The organism is Bacillus sp. BK450, assembly GCF_004364885.1.
Classification (GTDB): domain Bacteria; phylum Bacillota; class Bacilli; order Bacillales; family Bacillaceae; genus Bacillus; species Bacillus safensis.
On the sequence record NZ_SOBQ01000001.1, the window covers coordinates 472,369 to 493,148 of the forward strand.

Sequence of the window (20,780 nt, forward strand, 5' to 3'; positions counted from 1 at the left end):
TATTCTTCAATATAAGATTGTACTTTTTATATCGGCAGCATAGGTAAAAAGTTGACGTTTCTTTACGCTTTCTCTCGAACGAATTGATGAATCACAAGTCCTATCGCTGCAAGGATGAGCAAAGACCCTAGTGCAAGACGGCTTGCGAGATTTCCGTGCTCTGCAAACAGCAGGGTAACTGAGCCATAAATGATCGGCCCGATAATGGAAGATACCTTCCCTGAGAATGCAAAGAGGCCAAAAAACTGTCCTCGCTTTTCCTTTGGTGTCAGTTCAATAATCAAGATTCGTGATGCCCCCCAGCTTGCGCCAAGTGAAATCCCGAATAAACTGCCAGCTATCCAGAAGACCCATTCGGTTGCCGCTGTCACAGCCAGAATGAGCGCCACAATTAAAATGACATACACGACTGTAATCGATCGCTTTGCCCCTATCGCTTTTGTGATATATCCAAACAGAAAGGAGCCAATGATACTTGAAATGGTCGACACAAGATAGAGCAAAATAAATTGCCCAGCGGTAAAGCCAATGATGATTTTGGCATAAACAGCCATCATCGCAATCGCTGTTTGTAAAGCATCATTCATAAAAAAGAAAGCAATCATAAAGATAAAAGCTGGCTTGTACTTTTTCATCTCTTTAAACGTGTGAATAATCTCTTTATACCCGCTGAAAAAAGACGCCTTTTTCTCTCGCTGAGGCAGCGGATGAGGATCTTTTACAAAAAAGAGAAAGGGTAGAAAAAAGAGAAGGAATAAAAGAGCTGTCGGAATAAATGCTTCATGAAACTGGTCATTGCCGACAAGTAAATAAACAGAGAGACCGACAAGTGTTCCTAAATAGCCAACGGCGATACCAAATCCTGAAATAAGCGGGATTTCTTCCTTTGTCCCAAGATCGGGCAAAATGGTGTCATAGAAAACCAGACTAGAATGATAAAAAAACTTTGCGATCACAAACAAGGTGACCACAACTAATAAAGAAACAGGCAGCCCAAACCATTCACTTGAGAAATCAATCCCAGCAAAAATCCCCATCATCAACGTACAAGCAATACATATGAACGTAAACACCGTAATGTAGCGTTTCTTTTTTCCTGTACGATCAATCAGCACTCCGTATAAAGGTGTAAAAATGACGAGAAAAAAGCTGGCTAGTGCGTTTGCATAAGAAATAAAGGTGCTGGCGATCTGGTCCATTCTCGCACTGTCCCCGATCGTTTCCTGCAAGTAAAATGGGAAGAAAATGGTGATCATATTTGATGAAAAGATCGTATTTGCAAAATCATACAACGCCCAGGCCAGCACAGGTGCTGTCAAAAACAGCCCAAAGCCTGCCCCTTTTTTCTGTGCGGTCTTTTTTCCTGTTCTCAATCGATTGTCTCCCTTCCCTGCCTCATTTTTCACTATCATTCTATTTTATGTGCTGTTTCTCTCTTCCATACAAGCGATCTATGAAAAAAAGCACCTCTTACCATAAGCAGAGGTGCTTTTTCATTATTTCTTCACAACAATGGTACTTGCAATCAAATCGTGAAGTGCTTGTTTTTTTTCTGTGAAGAAAGCAATGATATAGCCAATATATAAGATCGGAGACAAAAAGCCTTTTGCAAAGAAGCGGCCAGTTGCACGGCCAAATGTGACCTTTTCGCCTGTGACTTTTGTTACTTTGATGCCGAGAGCCATTTTTCCAAGTGTTCCTTGCAATTTTGATGATTCCATGATGGCGTAATAAAGCCATGTCACCACGGTACCCATCAAGATTGCCCCTATATAGAAAAAGATCAGTCCCATAATAGCTTCCCACTCCTCATCCGTTATGACGGTTGAAGAATAGTAATAACTGTCGTCATCCATCATCATTGCTGCCTCTGGGCTTGAGATAAAAAAGACTGACGCCAAAATAAACATGATAAATGCAATTGGTACTCCGATAATGATACCGTCCAAAAGGTGTGCAAGAAAACGATAGCCTACACCTGCTAGCTCAGGATGCTTCTTTTCTTGAATGTGTGGTTCTGTTATGTTGGTTTCCATCCTATTTCTCCTTTATTATGTATGTTTTCTATAAATTTCTTATAATCATTCGTTATTATATCCTATGAATATAGCAAGATCAATGGAGCTTTACACTTTTACATACATTTTAGATCAGTTTGATCTAAGCGATTTATGTGAATAAATACTGAAAATTTGTGAAAATCATGGCACTTCTAGTTCTTTTACCTCCTGATTTTTTAACATTTTGTGATATTTTCGTCTTGTTTCCATTCTTCTGTTGACAATGATTCTTCAAATGGTACAATAGTCAAGGATTTTTTAAAGAAAGGTGTTCATGATGGGAACTGTCGTATTATTAAAGAACAACGAAATGACTGTAATTGAAGATATTTGCGAAGCTGATTTTTTAGATATGAAGCATGGATTGTCAAACGATGACACAGCTTATATCTCTTGGTATGAAGATTACGATACTGCTTATGGATATTGATTTCATTTCATAGATGAAGCGTAAAAAAAGGCGATACAACCTGAGAATAGGTTGATCGCCTTTTTTACGTTTGTGAGCTTCTTTCACTTTCAGGTTCCACATGAATAAAGATTTGGGCATGCGGAAATTCCAGCTGAATCTTCTCTTCAATTCGATCACATAATTGGTGCACATCTTCAATCGTTGTCTTTCCATCTACAATCAAATGAAAATCAATATATTCCTCGGCACCAGACCGCCTTGTTCGAAAGTCATGATATTCAATAAATTCTTGACTAAATCCTTGAATGATCGCTTCGATTGATTGTTCTTCCTCTTGTGTTAACCGAGCATCAACAAGCGGCGGGAAGGCTTCCTTCATGAGTTTAAACGCTTCACGCATAATAAAGAGGGCCAGAACCATTCCAATGATCGGATCTAGGAAATACCAGTCGGTTAATGCCACAAGCAATAAACTAAATGCCACCCCTAATGATGTAAACACATCCGTTAAAAGATGCAGTGCATTTGATTTCATGGCAACTGAATGTACTCGCTCAGCCTCTTTGTTCACAACCCTGGATACAACAAAATTGATGAGCGCGCCTAGCAGCATGACCACAATGCCAAGCACAGGCAGCTTGACTGGCTCTGGATGCATTAATTTGTGAACACATTCGTATATAATCCAAATGCCAGCAACGAAAATCAGCAGTGTCTCAATCGTTCCAGAAATATTTTCGACTTTTCCATGTCCATAAGGATGTTTAGAATCTGCTGGCTTTCTTGAAATACGAACAGAAATAAACGCAATAAACGATGCCATTAAATCGAGAAACGAATGAATGGCTTCTGATAAAACCGCGACAGATCCGGTTAATAGTCCCACAATGATTTTTAAGATGACAACAAATGTGTTGCTCAGCACGGATAGAAACGCGATTTTCGATGTCTTCGCTGATTGTTCCATCTATCGTCCTCCTTTAGGAGATCGTATGTCTATGAAAGCCATTCCCATGACCCTGATTCTCACGTTCTTTCAGTTTACGCAGTTTTGCCGTTTTCTAATCATCTTCATCACAGCCTGTATTTTCTCTTGAGGTTACGCTATAATAAATGTTGCTCTTTCTTTAATATATCACTCATGCGGTGATGGATATGAGAATAGACTACATATAACGATATCCAGTGCCTTTCGCAGGTGACATTTATGCAGTGAATGGTAAAATAGGATAAAAACATAAATTTTTAAGGTGATGAGAAATGGAGCATTTGCTGAATCCAAGAGTAAAGGATATTGAAATTTCAGGCATTCGAACATTTTCAAATCTCGTATCGTCATATGAGGATGTCGTTTCATTGACGATAGGCCAGCCCGATTTTTATACGCCGCATCATGTCAAAACAGCTGCCAAAGCAGCCATTGACGAGAATTTCACCTCATACACTCACAATGCTGGTTTCCTAGAGCTAAGACAAGCGATCCAGCATTATATCAAGAAGAAAGTGAATCTTGATTATGATGCAGAGTCAGAAATCATTGTGACGACAGGTGCAAGTCAAGCAATTGATGCTGCGTTTCGAACCATTTTAACAGAAGGCGATGAGGTCATTTTACCTGGACCTGTATACCCCGGATATGAACCGATCATTCGAATGTGCGGTGCCATGCCCGTACATATTGACACAACGAATGCCGGCTTTAAATTGAATGCCAAGCTGATTGAGGATGCGCTAACGGAAAAGACAAAGTGTGTGGTTCTTCCTTACCCTTCAAACCCGACTGGTGTCACGCTTTCAGAAGAAGAATTGAAAGAAATTGCCCAGCTCCTTGAAGGAAAAGACATCTTTATTTTATCCGATGAAATCTACAGCGAGCTGACATTTGACCGGCCGCATCATTCAATTGCCTCTTTCTTAAAAGAACAGACCATTGTCATCAATGGACTGTCTAAATCTCATAGCATGACTGGATGGAGAATTGGATTTTTATTTGCTTCAGCTCCAATTGCTAAACATGTATTAAAAGTACATCAATATAACGTGTCTTGTGCCTCAGCTGTCTCACAAAAGGCGGCACTTGAAGCTGTGACAAATGGTGTGGATGATGCACTGATCATGAGAGAGCAATATAAGAAAAGACTCGATTATGTATATGATCGGCTCATTTCTATGGGGCTTCCGGTGATTAAACCTTCTGGCGCTTTTTATATTTTTCCATCCATTGAATCGTTTGGGATGAGTTCCTTTGATTTTTGCATGGAGCTGTTAGAAAGTACAAGACTTGCGGTCGTACCAGGCTCTGCTTTCTCTCCACTCGGCGAAGGGTATGTGCGCCTGTCTTATGCTTATTCACTTGAAACGCTGAAAGAAGGACTTGACCGGCTAGAACAATTTGTACTCGAAAAACGTTCCATTCATTCGCTAGATTGAAACAACGGCTCTCTTGCCGTTGTTTTTATTTTGCAGGAAACATGATGTGAAATACAGTGCCCTTTTCAGGCTGACTATCCACACGGATCGTCCCGTTATGATTTTCTAAAATATTAAATGTGACCATGAGGCCAAGTCCGGTTCCTTTTTCCTTTGTGGTTAAAAAGGGCTCTCCAATCCGCTTCATCACCGATTCAGGAATGCCGATCCCTTCATCACGAATCGTGACAAGTATTCCATCACCTTCTGCTTTGGCTGTGATGTCTACCTTTCCTCCGTCCGGCATGGATTCTACGGCATTTTTGATTAAATTGATAAACACTTGCTTGAGCTGATTTTGATCTCCGTTCATCAGGAGACCCTCCTCTATCTCACTTGTGTTCATTAAAATGCCATTTAAGTTCGCTTGTGTTTCTAACAAAGCTGTGACTTCGCTGATGATTTTTTTCAAATCAAGCGTCTGCATTGAGGACGTTTGCTGCGGTTTCGCCAGCATGAGCAGTTCACTCAAGATAATTTCTATTCGGCTCAGCTCAGAGAAAACAATCTCGAAGTATTGATCGCGATCTTTTGTTTTCGGTTTAATGAGCTGTAAAAAGCCTTTGATGGCGGTCAATGGGTTTCTGATTTCATGTGCAATGCCAGCCGCCAATTGGCCTGCAATCGATAATTTTTCAGAGCGGAGCATGAGCTCTTCTGTCTGCTTACGTTCGGAGATATCTCTTAAAATAATTTGAACCGCTGTTTCTCCAAAAAATGTAGTAGGAATACAGACCATTTCTGTATAAATCAGCTTATGTTTAAACGTATGACAGCTCATTGTGACAATCTCAGAATCTGATGCTCTTTCAATAATACGTGATAAACTCTTTTTGACCTTTTGCTGATCACAGGAATGAATTTGGTGAAAGATATCCTTTCCTATTAATTTATCATAATGCTCGGCTTCAAATAATTTAATGCCAGATTCATTCATAAACACCCATTTGTGATCATGGATGACCGCAATCGTATCAATGGAGTTTTGAATGAGCAGCTGATACCTCTCCCGGCTTTTTTGAAGAACGGTTTGGAATTTTTTACGGGATGAGATGTCCACGAGCAGTAAAAGCTCTGCCCGCTGATTTTGATAAATCGTCGGTGATGACTTTACCTCAATATGAATACTGCTCCCATCTTGACGCTTCCATATCTGTTCAATCATTCCGACTGGAAGGCCTTGCTGCAGCCTTGTTATTCGACTTCTGACAATATCATGGTATTCTTCAGCAATAAAATCAAACGCGGACTTGCCGATCATGTCATCTCTTGCACTTACCCCCATTAATTGCAGCATCGCATCATTCGCATACACAATTTTCCCTAAAGTCGTAATACATAACGGATTTGGCAGCATGGCAATCAATTGTTCAGCTTCACCGACATTTTGGAAAGCCGGCAGACTGCCTAACGACTGTTCTGCTACTTTTGATGTTGTTTGAAATGCTGCTTTTTGGGGCTCAGTATCCAGCACCCTCATTTTCAGGATCATTTCTCTACTTACTTCGTTGTCTAACCCATCACAAGCAACAAAATCAATGCTTGCTTCGATCCATACAGCTGTCAGATCACTTCTTAGCAGTCTAAAGTGGCAAACCTCTAGCATGTGCTGATTGTAAAAATAACTTTCGACGAGAAATTGATCTTCGGTATGAACAAAGTCTTTCAAAAAACACCCTAGTAAATCCTTTTGTTCATAGAGCAAAAGCTGCTTACAGTTGGAAGAAATGTAGAGAAAGCGGCCATTAGAAGAAAGAACGGCATGTAAATCGATGTTCGAATACAATTGATTCGAATCTTTCATTTGTTGTTCCATCGTCGTCCGACCCTCCTTTTCATTTTTTAGGGTTGTCCTTAGATTGATGTATAAAAAAGATTCGCTAGAAAACCCGTATTTTCCTTCTGTCATCGAGGGAAACGTCCATATTTTCAGCAAAAAGGGAGCACTTTTTGCTTGCTGTGCTCCCTGCGGTTTATTGTTTTTCATATTTCTTTTGTAATTCAACGTACTTATCCACAATTTTACTTGGGATGTTTTTAATAACAGGATCTTTATCTGAGACATAAGGTGTCACGACACTAAACGCCACCTTTGGATTAGAAGAAGGATAATATCCTCCAAAGGTTAAGTTGTACGTTCTATTTCCCCACCAGCTGCGGTTGGCACCATAGTAGAACGTTTGCGCTGTACCTGTTTTTCCTGCGACATCATGCTGACCAAACCGGCCAGCGGCAGTTCCGCCTGTTGATGTGACCATTTTCAGTCCCGTTTTTACGCGGTCAATATCTGCTTTCGAGTTGTTAATCGTATTCAGCACCTTCGGCTCATATTTTTTTACGACTGGGCCAACTTCATCCTTCTTCGTTGGAAGATGAACACTTTTCACTACTCTTGGCTGAATACGGCTGCCTCCATTGGCGATCGTTGACATGTATTGCGCCACTTGAAGCGGTGTATACGTGTCGTACTGACCAATTGCTTCATCAAGCAAGAGTCCGCCGACCGTCTTAGGATGCGTCTGCATCCCGCTTGATTCCTGCGGCAGATCGATCCCCGTTTTCACGCCAAGACCGAATTGCGCATAGTAGTTTCTCATTTTTTGTAAGTGCTCAGGCCTTGCTGGTAACGGACCATCCTTTTGATAGGTGATGCCCGCCATTCTCATCGCTACTTGGAACATGTAGACGTTGGAACTTTTTTGGAGTGCCTGAATGTCGTTAACCCATCCAAGAACTTTGTAAGACTGTTTCGCCTTTCCATTACTTCCTGCAAAATAAAGAGGTGTATCCATATAGGCTTGGTTGTGTGACATCCCGTCCTGATAACCGCCAAGTACTGTGGCTCCTTTGACAACAGAGCCCATTTCGTACTGAGTCGTAAATGTTCCGATCGCATAATCTGTGACGTCTCTGCCGTCCATTTTCTTGCCCGACATCGCGAGAACATCCCCTGTGTGAGGGTCCATCATGACGACAAAGGCACGATCCATCATATAGTTTCTCGCGCTGGCAGATCTAAGCTCTGATTCAACGATTTTGTCGACTTCCTTTTGCAGCTCCATATCAAATGTCAGCGCAAGATCAAGTCCTCTTCGTCCTTCTGTCCGCTTGATTTCATCGAGCAGCTTCCCGCCAACCTGTGTATATTGAACGGTCGCTTTCTCTGGGTTTAGAAAATCCTCGTATTGATATTCTAAATAGCTCTTCCCTACCCGGTCATTTCGCGAGTAGCCTCTTGCCATATAGTAATCTTCACGCTCTTTAATGATTCCTTGCTCTGGTGTAGTCACACCGCCAAGTACATTATAAAGAGTCTTTTCATACGGATATTTTCTTGTCCAGTCGTTGATGACGTTCACACCAGGCAGTTCATCAAGATGCTCTGAGACAAGTGAAATCTCTTCATATGTCAAACTCATGGATGAAGTTTGTTTTGATTCTTTCGTTTCATCGAGTAAAGCCACTTTTTCGTCCCCTTTTTTCTCTTCGTTTGGGTCCATTGCCTTCACGATTTGAGGCTCAAAAGCATATCCGCCTGTAAATCTACGGTAGATCGCTGCAACAGCTTTTTCCTCTGCATCCTTTTCGATCGCTTTGACTTCTTTCTTTGGGACACGCTCTACTTGAAGCGGATAGACATCCTTTGCATCGATATCTTTTTTCTCCGCTTTTGAAATGAGTTTATCCGCTTCTTTCGGATGGCTCGCCAGCCAAAAATCTCGAATGTCACGCTCTCTCAAAAAATCAGTATCCATTTTTATATAAGTCGCAAGTTTTCTTGCTACCTTAATCTTATCCTCCGCTTTCACACCGCTTTCTGATGTATAAACGATGGCAGGTACACTTTCGTTATCAACGACGACTCTTCCTCTCGCGTCATACATTTTTCCTCTTGGAGACGGGTATGATGCTGTTTTGACCTCTGTTCGGTTGGCTTGCTTTTTATAATCTTCACCATTGACGATTTGCAGCACACCAAGCTTGATCACAAGTCCAGCAAATAAACTAAATACAGCGAAGAAAAAGAGATTTATTCTCCAGGCGTTCCGGCGCTTGATTTTTTTTTGCTCGGCAGCACCTTGATGCTGTTTCTCTCCCACTTATGTAGCTCCTCTCATCCTTTTCAATCTTTTACAATTACCACTCATTATTGTAACACTTTTGTAATAGTTGTTACAGCGAAACGAGTGAAAAAAAGCTGTCAATCCCTAATCTGCAAAAAAATATACTAACACTTTAAAATATTGGTATGTTTATGTCGTTTTCTTTAAATGGAAGAATTCCCCATTCTTTGATATGGAGCGGCTCTTACGATGACTTTAACAAAAATGACAAACCGGCATTGTCAATGGAGGATGCTGGTACGTTTATAACAAAAAGTCCATGGTATGATTTTTTGTGAGAAAACAAAACAAAGATTTTAGGAGGAGTTACAATATGAAGAAGAAATCATTCTTTTTTTCAGCGCTGACAGCTGCTGCACTCATCACATTTACTGGAGGACATTCAGCTGATGCGAAGGAGCTTAACCTGAAACAAGTAATAAATGTACAGCATCAAGCCATTGATCTTCATACACTAGCAGCAAAATTACATATCTCTTCAGATGTAAACAAGCTAAGCAAGTCGAATCAAAAAGAGATCGAAGCTCTATTAAACAAACTGATCAAGAGCGGTCAACCTGTTACTGGAACAAAAGTAGTGAAAGAAGTAAACAAAGCAAAACAAGAACAAAAACAAGAATCAGTGAAAAAACCAACTGCTTCTAAACCAAGCACTCCAGCAAAAGAAAACACAAGCAGCAACACAAAAGCTGACCAAAAAGACACAACGGCATCAAAAGCAGACAGCAGCTTAAATGCATTTGAAAAAGAAGTGGTTGAGCTTACAAATAAAGAGCGTGCAAAACAAGGCTTAAAGGCCCTTTCTGTTGATTCTAAATTAAGCAAATCTGCTCGCGCAAAATCTCAAGATATGAAAGATAAAAACTATTTCTCTCATACAAGCCCAACTTATGGATCTCCATTTGATCAAATGAAGCAATTCGGTATCACTTACAAATCAGCAGGTGAAAACATTGCCCAAGGTCAAAGATCTCCTCAAGAAGTTGTGACAGCATGGATGAACAGTGAAGGCCACAGAGCGAACATTTTAAACAAAAGCTATACACATATCGGTGTTGGTTATGTGAAATCTGGCAACTACTGGACGCAGCAATTCATCGGAAAATAATATCAAAAAAACCTGTCCCTATTTGGGACAGGTTTTTAGTTTGTTTTGAGGGTGCTGCAAACTATTTGACCCATAATTTATAGATGCTCTGGGTCCCGCTGTTTTCTTCTCCCTGTTCGCTCAGCTTTTCATAAAGGGACTTCGCAAGTGAGAGCCCTGGCATTTCTTCACCCATCAGCTCTGCTTCTTCAAGTGCAATGCCCATATCTTTGATAAAATGCTTCACATAAAACCCTGGCTCGAAATCGCCTTTCAGCATTCTTGGTGCAAGGTTTGACAAAGACCAGCTGCCGGCTGCACCTGTTGTGATGCTTTTGAGCACCTGCTCTGGATCAAGCCCTGATTTTTCGGCATAGGCCATTGCCTCTGCGACACCGACCATTCCCGCTGCAATGGCAATTTGGTTACACATTTTTGTATGCTGACCGCTTCCTGCCGGTCCTTGATATTGAATGTTTTCACCCATTTGCTCAAATAGCGGCAGACAGGCTTCATAGGCTGACCTTTCTCCGCCGATCATAATGGCCAGCGTGCCATTTTTGGCTCCTATGTCTCCGCCTGATACAGGTGCATCTAATGTAAATATACCTCTTTCCTTCGCTTTCAACTCAATTTCTTTTGCAAGCTGAGGCTTCGATGTCGTCATATCAATGAGATATGTACCTGGCGCGGCATGTGCCACAAGCCCATCTTCACCTAAATAGATCTCTTCTACATCAGATGGATATCCCACCATTGTAATGACGGCATCTGCACTTTCTGCAATCTCCTTTACTGCCGGCTTCCATGATGCGCCTTTTTGAATCAATGCATCTGCTTTTGCTTTCGTTCTTGTATAAACGATCACTTCATAGCCTGCATCCATTAAATGTCCTGCCATACTGCGACCCATTACACCGATTCCTATAAAACCAACTGTTTTGATTTGTGCCATCACTTGTTCCTCCTTAAAGAGACTTTGTCAATCCACCATCAATGATCAGTGTTTGACCTGTCATATATGTATTGGCTTCTGATAAAAGAAACACTGCATATGCTGCAAATTCCTCTGGCTGGCCGTAACGGCCAAGCGGGATCGCTCGTTCAGCCTGTGCTTTGATTTCTTCAACCGTCCGATTCTCTCTTTGTGCGCGGTGCTTCTCCAGCTGTTTCACACGGTCTGTTTCAATTTTTCCCGGTGCTAACGTATTGATCAAAATACCATCCTTTGCAAACTCCAGAGCGGCTGTTTTTGTCCATCCGGCTATGGCCGGTCTAAATGTATTCGACAGCATCAAGCCCGGGATCGGTTCTTTCACTGACATTGACGCAATATTTAACACACGTGCGCCGCGTTTTTTCAAATAAGGCAATGCCTCTTTTAATAATCGAATATAGCTGAGTAAATGAAGCTGAAATGATTCGATCCAATCTTCATCTGTTAAGGTGTCGAGCGTTCCTGTTTTAGGCCCGCCTGTATTGTTCACAAGAATGTCTAGACACTTCTCATCACCAGCCGCCGCTTGAACAAGCGCCTTGATTTGCCCGGCGTCAGATACATCACATACTTGATAAGTCAGCTGTCCTTTGACAAGCGGAGACAGCTCATTGACTGTTTCCTTCAGCTTTTGTTCATGTCTTCCCGAGAGCATCACATCTGCTCCCTCTTTTGCTAGAGCAAAGGCAATCGCTTTTCCGATACCTTGACTGCTTGCAGCTACCAATGCTTTTTTTCCAGTTAGATTGACATCCATGTCAACACCTCCTCTAGTTTATTTTATCATACAAAAAGAACCTTGCTCACATCGCAAGGTTCCTTTCCGCTCATTACACCTTAAATCGGTCGACCGTCTGACGCAGTGCCTGGCTTGATTCGTTCAGCATTTCAGTTGAGGTTTTCGTTCTTTCTAACACTTGAACTTGTTCATCTGTAGACGCATGCACTTCCTCAGCTGAGGCAGCAGATTCTTCTGAAATGGCAGCAATACTTTGAATGGAGTCACTCATCTTCTGCTGTTCTTCTGTCATTTCATTAATCTGTGTATGAATGCTGTCGATTGAACCGACAAGTGCCTGCATTTCCATTGTGATACTGCTGAGTGCCTCACCTGTTGCATTGATGGCGGCACCTTGTTCCTCGTTCATTTTACTTGCTGTTGTCATCGCTTCAGCCGCCTTCTTCGATTCATCTTGAATAAGTTTGACGGTTTCACTAATGTGTTTTGTTGACTGCGCAGATTGTTCAGCAAGCTTTCTCACTTCTTCTGCAACTACAGCAAACCCTCGTCCGCTTTCTCCTGCTCTCGCTGCTTCAATGCTTGCATTCAGTGCAAGTAAATTCGTTTGATCCGAGATTTCAGAGATGGCGGTCACGACATTTTCAATATTTTTCGTTTTATGCTCAAGGTCTAGCAGCATTTGCTCAACCTTTTTCGATTCTTCACTCGCTTGTGTTGATTTTTGGACGAGCAAACCAAGTGCGTCAAGCCCTTTATAGCTTGCATCTTCAGATGATTTTGAGTTGGCTTGCATTTGTGAAGCCAGCTCACCCATATGGCGCACTTTCTCATACAAATACTCTGATTTTTCATTAATCGTTTCTGCATCTGATGCCTGCTTAGTCGCTCCTGTTGCCACCTCTTGAATGGCCGTTGCAATCTGTTCGCTAGACAGCAAAGTCTCATTTGAAATGTGGGTCACTTCATCCGCTGATTTCACAACTTGATCTGAAGCCCCTTTCACTTTTTCAATTAACTCCCTGACATCCTCGGTCATTTGATTAATGCTTTTCGTGAGGGAACCAATTTCATCTTGGGATTTCACTGCAAGCGTACTTGTTAAATCGCCTTCTGACACCTTACGCACATGCTCTATTAGACGCTTGATTGGCGTTGTAATGCTTCTTGCCAATAAGAAGCTGAGGATTATCGCAAGAATAATGGCAATGACGGATATAATGATACTTGTCTGATTCATTTGTTCTGTGATCCAAAGCAGTTTACTTTTCTCAAAGCTGACACCAACCGTCCAATCGGCTTCTTTGATTTTAGATAGGACCGTCAGTTCTTTGCTGTCATCAACACCTGAGTTGTCAAGCGCTTTTTTCACAGAAGGGACCTTTGATATGTTTTTTCCTTGCTCTGTTGGATGCGCCAAAAGGGTGCCTGTGCCATCAACTAAGAAAGCGGTCCCCTTATAAGGAATCTCTTGTTCATTTATATACGTTTGAATAGAGGACAGCTTCAAATCAAGTCCAGCGACCCCAATGACTTTTCCATTTTTGACAATCGCCTTCGTGGCTGAGACAATCACTTTTTTCGTTGCTTCATCGACATATGGATCTGTCCAAACGACCTGTTCAGGCTTTTCTGCTGCTTGTTTAAACCAGCCTTGTTTCGATGGATCATATCCTTCGCCAAGATCGAACTCCGGAAAGCCGAACATTTTTCCGTCACTTGTTCCAATATAGGCAAACGAAATGAGCTTATCCTGTTCCTGCATGTTTTTTAGTTCATCGTTTTCAAAAGCCAATGTTTGCTTGGTTTGTTTTCGCGCAAATTCTTCAGTCATTGTACTTGTTGCGAGTTTATTAATTGTATTGCCGTAATTATCAAGCTTTTCTGTAATAATGTCTTTCATGCTTTCTGCCGTTGCTGCTGCGGTGGTTTTTGCATCTCGTTCAATCAGTGGTCTTAACACTAAGTTAGAACCCACTTGAACAGCCACGACGGTTAAAATTAAAATAACTGAGATGAAAACAGCTATTCTCACTTGAAGTTTCTTAAACATCTCATCACCCCTACATCTACTTTCACACCTTAATTTATATATCGACAAAATGATACCGCATTCAATAGTTGTAAGAAAATTTAAATAGAAAAAACAAGCCGTATAGGCTTGTTTCAAGTAAAATATTCAATTTTTGCAGAAGGAAAGTACTGATCTATATATGACTCTAAAGTCTCTCTTAGTTCTTGTTCCTCATCTTTTTGATAGATATATTTTCCTATTCCGTATCTTCCCCACTTGTACCTTCTTTTTTCTTCATCCAACTCTAATTTTGATTTTGGGTAGTTTTTTTGAATCACACGCTTTGCTGGTTTTGTAAAGCGATGCTGAATCATCTCAAAGGTGATATCGTCTCTCACATCTTCAGGAAGAGCTGCATCAAGCTTTTCAAAAAGAACTTTATATCCTTCCTGCCAGCCTTCATGGATGTAGATTGGAGCAACAATAAAGCCTAGAGGATAGCCTGCCTTTGCGACCTTTACAGCCGCTTCAATCCGCTGATCTAGCGGTGATGTGCCGGGCTCAAAATATTTAATGACATAATCGGCATTGATACTAAAACGGAATCTTGTCCGGCCATTATGCTTTGCGTCTAACAGATGATCAACATGATGGAACTTCGTGACGAAGCGAAGCTTTCCTAAGTCGGTCTGCCCAAAGTATTCAATCGCTCGTTTGAGTGTATGTGTCAAATGGTCAATTCCTACGATGTCTGAAGTACATGATGCTTCAAATCTCGTGATATCCGGCGCCCGCTCGTTCATGTATTGCTCTGCCTGATCTAATATTTCTTCTACATTGACGTACGTTCGAATGTACGGCTTACTTCCCATTGTTGTTTGCAAATAGCAATAATGACAATGTCCCATACACCCTGTTGCAAATGGGATCGCATACTCTGCAGATGGTTTAGATGAGTCAAACTTCAATGTCTTCCTCACACCAATGACAAGCGTTGACTTCGCATTACGATACTTTTGCAAGTCATTTTTTCCCGGAATATTTCTGACCTGGTTGTGTGAAGTCGTTTCTCTTATTTCGATTCCCATCCCCTCAAACTTTTCCTTCAGCTCTCGTCCTAACGGGTACTCTAACGCCCGGGGTTCAATGTAAACAAGCTGGGGAACGAAAGGTTTGATCATATTAAGCACATCCTTACCTTTAAGGTTTTCATACCGTTACTTTAACCGCACAGGATGGCTTTTATCCTTTCTAAAATCTCCCTTATTCAAACAAGTCTTGATAAAGAGCTTCTGCTTCTTCATATGTTGGAAACACAGCATCATCAGGTGCTAGTGGATGATACGTTTCAAGTAAAAAGAGGGCAAGCTCTTCTTCGTTGTATGGATGTGAAACAATTTCTGCTTCTTTAATTTGTGCTACGTTTGCAGCATGTGGATTTCGATAAATCACATATACTTGATCACCCGGTTTGTAGTCTGAGAAAGGCAATCTGGTCACCTCCATTTTTTAATTATAGGGTGCCCTTCTCACTGCCCAATATGACTCAATATGATAAAATTCGACAAAAAAACCAGACAGTCTCACCTGTCTGGTTTTCATTCACTTAGTTCTGTTGAAACGTCTTCTTGACGAAATCAACCACTTCTTCTGTTGTGCTAAGTGATAAAATATGCTCTTTAAATGATGCAGCTTCTTCTTTAGAAAGCTTGCTTAGCTGCGTTCTAGCTGGAAGAATGGATGTTGCACTCATTGAGAATTCATCTAATCCTAATCCAAGTAGAAGTGGGATTGCGATTTCATCTCCTGCCATCTCTCCGCACATACCGACCCATTTACCCTCTTTATGCGCTGCTTCGATCACAAGCGTAATAAGACGTAAAATCGCTGGGTTGTAAGGCTGATAAAGGTAAGACACTCGTTCGTTCATTCGATCAGCAGCCATTGTGTATTGAATCAAATCATTCGTTCCAATACTGAAGAAATCTACTTCTTTTGCAAATTGGTCTGCGATGACAGCTGTTGATGGAATTTCTACCATCATTCCGATTTCAATGGAATCAGAAACGTCTGTACCAGCGGCAACCAATGCTTCTTTTTCTTCAAGTAAAATGGCTTTTGCTTCTCTAAATTCTGATAACGTCGCGATCATAGGGAACATGATTTTCAAGTTTCCATATGTACTTGCACGAAGTAAGGCGCGTAGTTGTGTTCTGAAAATCTCCTGCTCTTCCAGGCAAAGGCGAATGGCTCTATAGCCAAGGAACGGGTTCATTTCTTTTGGAAGCTGCAAGTAAGGAAGTTCTTTATCGCCACCAATATCTAGTGTGCGGACAACCACTGCTTTCCCTTCCATCTTCTCTAAAACTGTTTTATAGGCATCAAACTGCTCTTCTTCTGTAGGAAGCTGGTCTCTGCCCATGTATAAAAATTCAGTACGGTACAATCCGACTGCTTCGCCGCCATTTTCAAGTACACCTTTTACATCTTCAGGTGTTCCGATATTTGCAGCTAGCTCTACGTGAACGCCGTCTTTTGTAACCGTTGGCTGGTCAACAAGTTTCGCCCATTCCGCTTTTTGAGCTAAGTAGTCTTCATGCTTTTTTTGATACGCTTTCACTTCATCTTCAGAAGGCTGAATGATGACGTCGCCGCTAATACCATCCACAATGATCAGATCATCGTTTTTCACCGTTTTTGTTGCTTCTTTTGTCCCAACAACTGCTGGAATCTCCATAGATCTTGCCATGATCGCTGAGTGAGAAGTACGACCGCCGATATCAGTTGCAAAGCCTTTGACAAATTGTCTGTTCAGCTGAGCAGTATCAGAAGGTGTTAAATCTTCAGCAATGATGATGACTTCTTCAGAAATCATGCTTGGGTTTGGAATGTCAACGCCTAGCAAATGGCCAGTCACACGTTTCGTTACGTCGCGAATATCCGCTGCACGTTCCTTCATGTATTCATTGTCCATTGCTTCGAACATTGTGACAAACATTGTCGCTGTTTCTTTTAAAGCAAACTCAGCATTTACTTTATCAGATTTGATTTTATCCTTTACTGGGTTTAGCAGTTCAGGATCACTTAACACAAGAAGGTGGGCAGAAAAGATATCTGCTTTGTCTTGGCCAAGCTCTTTTAGCGCATGCTCTTTAATTGCTTCAAGTTCTTGTTTAGAAACATGAATTGCTTCTTCAAAACGCTTCACTTCTGTCTCTGGATCATTGATGTCTTTTTGGTGAACTGTTAAATCTGGTTCTTCCAGACGATACGCTTTTGCAATCGCAACGCCTGCTGAAGCACCGATTCCTTTCAGTTGTTGCATTACTCGCCTAGGCCTTCACTTTTCATTGTGTCTTTAAGCGCAGCAAGTGCATCGTTTTCATCAGAACCAGAAGCAGAGATTGTGATTGTAGCACCTTTCGCAATTCCTAGAGACATTACACCCATAATAGATTTCAGGTTCACTGTTTTACCATTATATTCTAAGTTGATATCAGCATCATATTTACTAGCAGTTTGTACAAGAACTGTTGCAGGACGTGCGTGAATTCCAGAATCTGCAGTTACTTTGAATGTTTGTTGAGCCATTTTTATCAATCTCCTTTTTATACAATTAATACATCCACAATATTATATCATACTGCCGAGCTTGTCATCTAACAAGAACGGCAGTTATGAAAATTATTTTGAAATTTTCATGATGTTTTCTTGTCCAGCCTTGATTTCACCGGATGCTTGAAGGTCAATATATTGTCCTTCACTTAAGTTGGTAAATACAATTGGAGTCATCAAAGATGGTACTTCAGACTTAATTTTATCAATATCAACCTCTAAAAGTTTTTGACCGATTTCTACTTGATCTCCCTCTTGTACAAATGCTTCAAATCCTTCTCCTTTGAGGCCGACCGTATCAATTCCGAAGTGGATCAAAATTTCAAGTCCACCATCAGACTGCAGGCCAATGGCGTGTTTCGTCGGGAACACATTTAAGATCTTCCCTCTTACCGGTGAAACAACCGTTCCATCTGTTGGCAAGATGGCGAAACCGTCACCCATCATTTTCCCTGAGAATACTTGATCTGGTACATCTGTAATTGGATGAAGCTCCCCTGTAATTGGTGAAGCAAAAATTTCTTCCCCTTGCTCATTTTGAAGCGGCTTTGCAATAACTTCTTCGACCTGCTGGCTGACTTCTTCTTTTGCAGAAGGGTCTTTCGCTGGACGAGGCGTGCGGCCTGCAATGATGTCCTGCATTTGTGTTTTTAAGTTATCAGAGCGCGGGCCGAAAATGGCCTGGATGTTGTTCCCTACTTCGAGAACACCAGAAGCGCCAAGCTTTTTCAAACGGTCTTTATCCACTTTCTTCTGATCATTCACAGTGACACGTAAACGCGTGATACAAGCATCCAGGTGCTTAATGTTTTCTTGATCACCCATTGCTTCAAGGATTTCATAAGGCAAGTCATTCCCTTTTTCTGACTTCGCCTCACTTGCTCCGTCTGCTGCTTCATCCTCGCGGCCAGGTGTTTTCAGATTAAATTTGCGAATGGCAAATCTAAATCCGAAGTAGTAAATGACAGCAAGTACGAGACCTACTGGAATGACGAGCCACCAAGCAGTTCTATTTGGCAGGATACCAAATAGGAAGAAGTCGATTAACCCTCCTGAGAAGGTCATCCCGATTTTCACGTTTAGAATATCCATTATCATAAAGGATAATCCAGCGAATACACAGTGAATCGCAAATAATACTGGTGCAACAAACAAGAATGAGAATTCAAGCGGTTCAGTGATCCCTGTAAGGAAAGAAGTAAGGGCCGCTGATCCCATAATTCCTGCTACTAGCTTTTTATTCTTTGGTTTTGCTTCATGGTAAATCGCAAGTGCTGCTGCTGGAAGACCGAACATCATGAACGGATATTTCCCTGTCATGAATGTACCAGCTGTCAGCTGAACACCATCTTTGATTTGCGCCATGAAAATACGCTGGTCACCACGGACAAGCTCTCCTGATAAGCTCTTGTAGCTAAAGAACTCATACCAGAATGGTGAGTAGAAAATGTGGTGCAGACCAAACGGAATTAATGATCGTTCAATGACACCGAATACAAAGGCAGCCAGCGGCTCATTCGCTGCGAGCAGTCCTGTTGAAAATGAGTTCAGTGCACCTTGGATTGGCGGCCAAATGACTAGCATCAATAGCCCTAAAATAAGTGCTGAAATAGAAGTAACGATTGGAACAAAACGCTTACCAGCAAAGAAGCCAAGATATTGCGGTAGCTCAATTTTGTAAAATTTATTATACATATAAGCTGCTAATACCCCAACGATAATCCCGCCAAAAACGCCGGTAGACAAGGTCGGTATGCCGAGCATATTAATATATGCTGGATGGCTTTCCTTGAAGAACTGGGCCAGTTTGAGTGAATCGGATGGAATAGATCCGTTAGCCATTAATACGGCACTCATCGTGACGTTCATGACAAGGTAACCGATGATAGCGGCAATCCCTGCCACTCCGTCTCCATTGGCAAGACCGATGGCAACCCCTACAGCAAATAATAGCGGAAGATTCGAGAAGACGATGTTCCCCGCATTCTCCATGACACTTGCAACAAGCTGAATTGTATCATTGCTTAAAAATTGAGCTACATCAATCAGCTGCGGATTTTGCATCGCATTCCCAAGTGCCAGTAAAATACCAGCAGCAGGAAGGATCGCAACTGGAAGCATGAGTGCTCGTCCAATTTTTTGCAACACACCAAAAAGTGATTTAAACACTGGTTGAACCTCCTTTTGTTTTCGCTTACAACATACATTTGGGATGCTCCCTGACGTACATTTCATAATTAACCGTTTACATTTCACTTTCAAACGCAAAAAAAGGCATGGTGATATAAGGTTGCGCAAATAACAGGATCTTATCCTGTATTTACCTTAAGTCACTCATGCCTGATCGAATCAGTTACACGTTTCAAGGAAACTATGAAATTTTATTTGTCAATCTGTACAGATGAAGTGTCAGGTAGACGGCCTCAGCATCCTGTACAGGCTTTTTCAATGCATGCTGCAAAATTTTGATCATTTTCCAAGCAGTATTGTAGCATAAAGGATATTCATTTTTCAATAGATGAAGCAATTTTTCTGGCTCCTCTAATGATTCTCCCCGTTTAATACGCTCAATTGAAAACGTAATATGGCGTAATAAGCGTAAATAATGAATACTTTCTCTGTCTACTTTCATATGAAATGAATCTTCAATGACTTGGACCATTTGTGTAATGAGCTGCGAATGACGGTTCACTTCAGATAATGGCCGATTCGTCAAAGCTGAATGGATATGGAGCGCTATAAAGCCAATTTCTCCTTCTGGCAGCTTCGTTTCGACATCTGGCCGCTCGTTAATCAGTTCAACGACTTCCTTTGCAACCTCGTATTCTTTCGGGTAAAGCGATTGCGTCTCAAGCATAAAAGGGTTCGTGATATCATAGCCTTGCTGCACCCGCTTAAAACTAAACGCAATATGGTCGGTCAGTGCAACATGTATATGCTCATTCAATCGTTGTCCCATTTTTTCTCGTATATGATAAATGACGTCATTGGCAAGCTCGATCATGTTCTCATCAATATGATGAAGCAGTTGTTTATATTCTGTTTGTTCCTTCGTGTTTTTTAACACAAACATTTTTTCAAACACGTCTTGATCGAGAAGATCCCCCGATTTTTTACCGAAGCCGATCCCTTTCCCAATCAGAACCACTTCGCCCAAAGAAGGGTGTCTTGCGATGATGACATTATTATTTAACGCTTTATCAACGGTGAAGGATTCCATGAACATCCCCACCTCCTTCTTATTCAATCCCTCTTATCGTACA

17 protein-coding genes are annotated in these 20,780 nt (G+C 41.4%); 3 read left to right on the top strand and 14 right to left on the bottom strand.

Annotation, left to right across the window (positions count from 1 at the left end; genetic code table 11):
* Positions 1-62: 62 nt before the first annotated feature.
* The gene (locus EV579_RS02425; RefSeq protein ID WP_024424708.1) at positions 63-1,373 is read right to left on the bottom strand and encodes an MFS transporter; all 1,311 of its coding nucleotides are present in this window, start codon (positions 1,371-1,373) and stop codon (positions 63-65) included.
* A 123-nt stretch (positions 1,374-1,496) separates the two neighbouring features.
* Positions 1,497-2,036 (bottom strand): RDD family protein, encoded by a 540-nt coding sequence (locus EV579_RS02430; RefSeq protein WP_024424707.1) that lies wholly within the window; start codon positions 2,034-2,036, stop codon positions 1,497-1,499.
* 301 nt (positions 2,037-2,337) lie between these two features.
* Between EV579_RS02430 and EV579_RS18895 the strand changes: the two genes are divergently transcribed.
* Complete coding sequence (locus EV579_RS18895; RefSeq protein ID WP_162842519.1) at positions 2,338-2,490, top strand: hypothetical protein; 153 nt, start codon at positions 2,338-2,340, stop codon at positions 2,488-2,490.
* 64 nt (positions 2,491-2,554) lie between these two features.
* Here EV579_RS18895 and EV579_RS02435 read toward each other — a convergent pair whose 3' ends face one another.
* Positions 2,555-3,439: a cation diffusion facilitator family transporter gene (locus EV579_RS02435; RefSeq protein WP_133743879.1), complete on the bottom strand. Its 885-nt coding sequence runs from the start codon at positions 3,437-3,439 to the stop codon at positions 2,555-2,557.
* A gap of 293 nt (positions 3,440-3,732) precedes the next feature.
* Between EV579_RS02435 and EV579_RS02440 the strand changes: the two genes are divergently transcribed.
* A complete protein-coding gene (locus tag EV579_RS02440; protein WP_024426854.1) occupies positions 3,733-4,902 on the top strand; it encodes an aminotransferase A in 1,170 nt (389 codons plus the stop codon).
* 25 nt (positions 4,903-4,927) lie between these two features.
* Here the strand turns inward: EV579_RS02440 and EV579_RS02445 are convergent, their stop codons facing one another.
* Complete coding sequence (locus EV579_RS02445) at positions 4,928-6,757, bottom strand: PAS domain-containing sensor histidine kinase (protein WP_025092344.1); 1,830 nt, start codon at positions 6,755-6,757, stop codon at positions 4,928-4,930.
* A 157-nt stretch (positions 6,758-6,914) separates the two neighbouring features.
* Complete coding sequence (locus EV579_RS02450; protein WP_122631266.1) at positions 6,915-9,041, bottom strand: peptidoglycan D,D-transpeptidase FtsI family protein; 2,127 nt, start codon at positions 9,039-9,041, stop codon at positions 6,915-6,917.
* 337 nt (positions 9,042-9,378) lie between these two features.
* Here EV579_RS02450 and EV579_RS02455 point away from each other — a divergent pair, with 337 nt between their 5' ends.
* Positions 9,379-10,173, top strand: a complete 795-nt coding sequence (locus EV579_RS02455) for a CAP domain-containing protein (RefSeq protein ID WP_024424702.1) — start codon at positions 9,379-9,381, stop codon at positions 10,171-10,173.
* A gap of 61 nt (positions 10,174-10,234) precedes the next feature.
* On the opposite strand, the gene EV579_RS02460 is transcribed toward EV579_RS02455, so the two are convergent.
* From EV579_RS02460 to glcT, 9 genes are all read right to left on the bottom strand, one after another.
* Positions 10,235-11,107: an NAD(P)-dependent oxidoreductase gene (locus EV579_RS02460; protein WP_024426850.1), complete on the bottom strand. Its 873-nt coding sequence runs from the start codon at positions 11,105-11,107 to the stop codon at positions 10,235-10,237.
* A 13-nt stretch (positions 11,108-11,120) separates the two neighbouring features.
* The gene (locus tag EV579_RS02465; protein ID WP_024424700.1) at positions 11,121-11,906 is read right to left on the bottom strand and encodes an SDR family oxidoreductase; all 786 of its coding nucleotides are present in this window, start codon (positions 11,904-11,906) and stop codon (positions 11,121-11,123) included.
* Between the two features lie 73 nt (positions 11,907-11,979).
* Complete coding sequence (locus EV579_RS02470) at positions 11,980-13,941, bottom strand: methyl-accepting chemotaxis protein (protein WP_133743880.1); 1,962 nt, start codon at positions 13,939-13,941, stop codon at positions 11,980-11,982.
* A gap of 113 nt (positions 13,942-14,054) precedes the next feature.
* Positions 14,055-15,083, bottom strand: coding sequence for a spore photoproduct lyase (splB, locus tag EV579_RS02475; protein ID WP_073204977.1), 1,029 nt, complete (start codon positions 15,081-15,083; stop codon positions 14,055-14,057).
* A gap of 82 nt (positions 15,084-15,165) precedes the next feature.
* Positions 15,166-15,393 carry a transcriptional regulator SplA domain-containing protein gene (locus EV579_RS02480; protein ID WP_003211490.1) on the bottom strand — a complete coding sequence of 76 codons (228 nt, stop codon included), beginning with the start codon at positions 15,391-15,393 and terminating at the stop codon, positions 15,166-15,168.
* A 115-nt stretch (positions 15,394-15,508) separates the two neighbouring features.
* A complete protein-coding gene (gene ptsP, locus EV579_RS02485) occupies positions 15,509-17,227 on the bottom strand; it encodes a phosphoenolpyruvate--protein phosphotransferase (RefSeq protein ID WP_024426847.1) in 1,719 nt (572 codons plus the stop codon).
* Entirely contained in the window at positions 17,227-17,493 is a 267-nt protein-coding gene (locus EV579_RS02490; RefSeq protein ID WP_003211078.1) for a phosphocarrier protein HPr, read from the bottom strand. The genes ptsP and EV579_RS02490 overlap by 1 nt, the downstream gene beginning before the upstream one ends.
* 93 nt (positions 17,494-17,586) lie before the next feature.
* Positions 17,587-19,686, bottom strand: a complete 2,100-nt coding sequence (ptsG, locus tag EV579_RS02495) for a glucose-specific PTS transporter subunit IIBC (protein WP_133743881.1) — start codon at positions 19,684-19,686, stop codon at positions 17,587-17,589.
* 202 nt (positions 19,687-19,888) lie between these two features.
* Positions 19,889-20,743, bottom strand: coding sequence for a glucose PTS transporter transcription antiterminator GlcT (gene glcT / locus EV579_RS02500; protein WP_024424695.1), 855 nt, complete (start codon positions 20,741-20,743; stop codon positions 19,889-19,891).
* Between the last annotated feature and the right edge of the window lie 37 nt (positions 20,744-20,780).

Bases quoted from the DNA above. Each gene is read 5' to 3' on its own strand.
- EV579_RS02445 (WP_025092344.1), bottom strand. From the start codon at position 6,757: ATGGAACAACAAATGAAAGATTCGAATCAATTGTATTCGAACATCGAT.
- EV579_RS02465 (WP_024424700.1), bottom strand. From the start codon at position 11,906: ATGGATGTCAATCTAACTGGAAAAAAAGCATTGGTAGCTGCAAGCAGT.
- EV579_RS02430 (WP_024424707.1), bottom strand. From the start codon at position 2,036: ATGGAAACCAACATAACAGAACCACACATTCAAGAAAAGAAGCATCCT.
- EV579_RS18895 (WP_162842519.1), top strand. From the start codon at position 2,338: ATGGGAACTGTCGTATTATTAAAGAACAACGAAATGACTGTAATTGAA.
- EV579_RS02470 (WP_133743880.1), bottom strand. From the start codon at position 13,941: ATGTTTAAGAAACTTCAAGTGAGAATAGCTGTTTTCATCTCAGTTATT.
- EV579_RS02440 (WP_024426854.1), top strand. From the start codon at position 3,733: ATGGAGCATTTGCTGAATCCAAGAGTAAAGGATATTGAAATTTCAGGC.
- EV579_RS02435 (WP_133743879.1), bottom strand. From the start codon at position 3,439: ATGGAACAATCAGCGAAGACATCGAAAATCGCGTTTCTATCCGTGCTG.
- EV579_RS02460 (WP_024426850.1), bottom strand. From the start codon at position 11,107: ATGGCACAAATCAAAACAGTTGGTTTTATAGGAATCGGTGTAATGGGT.
- EV579_RS02455 (WP_024424702.1), top strand. From the start codon at position 9,379: ATGAAGAAGAAATCATTCTTTTTTTCAGCGCTGACAGCTGCTGCACTC.
- EV579_RS02490 (WP_003211078.1), bottom strand. From the start codon at position 17,493: ATGGCTCAACAAACATTCAAAGTAACTGCAGATTCTGGAATTCACGCA.
- glcT (WP_024424695.1), bottom strand. From the start codon at position 20,743: ATGTTCATGGAATCCTTCACCGTTGATAAAGCGTTAAATAATAATGTC.
- splB (WP_073204977.1), bottom strand. From the start codon at position 15,083: ATGATCAAACCTTTCGTTCCCCAGCTTGTTTACATTGAACCCCGGGCG.
- ptsP (WP_024426847.1), bottom strand. From the start codon at position 17,227: ATGCAACAACTGAAAGGAATCGGTGCTTCAGCAGGCGTTGCGATTGCA.